Here is a 1,890-nt window from a genome sequence, read left to right as displayed (position 1 = left end):
GCTCAAAGCACTGCTTTTAAAGGGGTAAAGGGCTGCTTTCAGAAAGCAGAAGTTGACAAGCTGATGGGTTGACGGAGCGCAGGTCGAATGTTAGACTTTCTCCGTTGAAACGCTGTCTACTTCATCCTTTGGATAAACTCTTTGGCCGTGGCCTCACGAATTTTGTTTTCTTTCAATAGTTCGGGCAGCCGTTGGAAGTTGGCATTGAAACTGTTGACAAGCTCATTGAAGCGTTCGGGGCTGTAGGTGAGGGCTTCGCCGAGCGATCCCATCGTGCCGAGGCCTTCGCCAAGCACCACGCCGGCGTCCTGATATTTGAGCCATTCGATGGCTTGGGTGATGTGGCGCATGCGGCCCAATAGGCCATCGGCCACGTTGGCGGCGTCGGCGGAATAGGTTATTTCCACCATGTGGGCCTCCGCGCAGTCGACCTTTCCAAGGTCGATGATGAGGGCCAGTTGGCTGCCATCATAGTGGTAGTGGGCCGGCCGGCCGTTGACCGTTACCCGGGTGGGCACGGCGGAGGCCATCACCTTTACTTTCAGGGCGCGTGAGGAGGGCATGCCCTCGTATTGGCCTTGGCGTGCGCCGACGCTGACGGTGAGGTTGTTGCCTTGTCGTTGGCACCGAAGTTCGGTACGGGCGTTGCGATGTTCGTACTGTTTATCGTTGCCGTTGTCCTCGTAAAGGGTGAAGCGGCCTTCGTCACCGGGATATACGGCGAGGGTGAGGGGCGTGTCGTTGGACCGCAGGTTTTGGGCTCCCTCATACTCGGGGATAATGCTTCCGGCCTTGATGTAGAGCGGATACTCGTCAAGACGGAAGTTGCGGGTGAGCGTTTGGCCGCCGCGGAGGAGCGTGCCCGTGGCCGATTCGTACCAGTCGGAGCCGGCGGGGAGCCACACTTGTTGGTCGGACAGTCCGTCGGTCATGGGCGACGTGATGGGCTGCACGAGCATTTGGTCGCCAAACATGTACTCATTCTTATGGCTGTAGGCCTCGGGGGCTTCGGGATAGTCGTAGTACATGGGGCGGCAAATGGAGAGTCCGTCGTCGTGGGTCTTGCGGGCCATGGTGTAGATGTAGGGCGCCATGCGGTAGCGTTGGAGCACGATGTCGCGCAGTATCTCGAAATGTTCGTTGTCGAACACCCATGGTTCTTTCTTGAGACCTGCTGTCTTGGTGGAGTGGGAGCGCAGGATGGGGCTCAAGGCGCCGAACTGCATCCAGCGCACATACATCTCGGGGTCGATGGAGTTGGCGCCCATGTGGCCGCCGATGTCGTGGCTCCAGAAGCCATAGAGCACGTTGGAGGCCGTGCTGTTGTAGTAAGGTTGGAAGTCGAGTGACTTCCAGCTGATGATGGCGTCGCCCGAGAAACCTATCTGGTAGCGGTGGTTGCCGAGCCCGCCCCAACGGTGGTAGAGCATGGGACGGGTGTCGCGATGGCGTTCCATGTCGGAGAAGGTGGCGTAGTTGAGCCACCACGTGTTGCTGAGGTTAGGAAATTGCTTGTCGTTACTCCACTGTTGCCAGTCGAGCCACCAAAAGTCTACGCCCATCTTTTCGAGGGGTCGCAGTTGGGTATCGAACCATCCTTGCATGAATCGCTTGCTCGAGGCCTGCCAAGGTATGTCTTGCTTCGTGGCGGGGTCCATGCCCATGTGGCGTGCCATGGCGGGATAGTTTTCCTCAAAGTGCTTTATGCCGTCGGCGGGATGGAGGTTAAAGGTGATTTGAAGGTTCTCGCCTTTGAGCCAATTCAGGAATTTGTCGGGGCGAGGAAAGAGCCTTCGGTTGAAGGTATAGCCCGTCCAGCCGCCCTTTCCGGGCTCGGTATAGTGCCAATCCATGTCGATGACCAGCACGTCGAGCGGAATATTGTAGGTG

The 1,890-nt window shown here is 57.8% G+C and carries 1 protein-coding gene; it reads right to left on the bottom strand.

What is annotated here, in order from left to right:
- Nucleotides 1–116: 116 nt before the first annotated feature.
- A partial coding sequence (locus VIR50_RS08250; protein ID WP_331934663.1) for a TIM-barrel domain-containing protein occupies nt 117–1,890 on the bottom strand: 1,774 nt, incomplete at its 5' end.

The sequence above is a fragment of the Prevotella sp. genome (assembly GCF_036570325.1).
Lineage (GTDB): Bacteria > Bacteroidota > Bacteroidia > Bacteroidales > Bacteroidaceae > Prevotella.
This window is presented reverse-complemented; position numbering and strand designations above follow the sequence as displayed.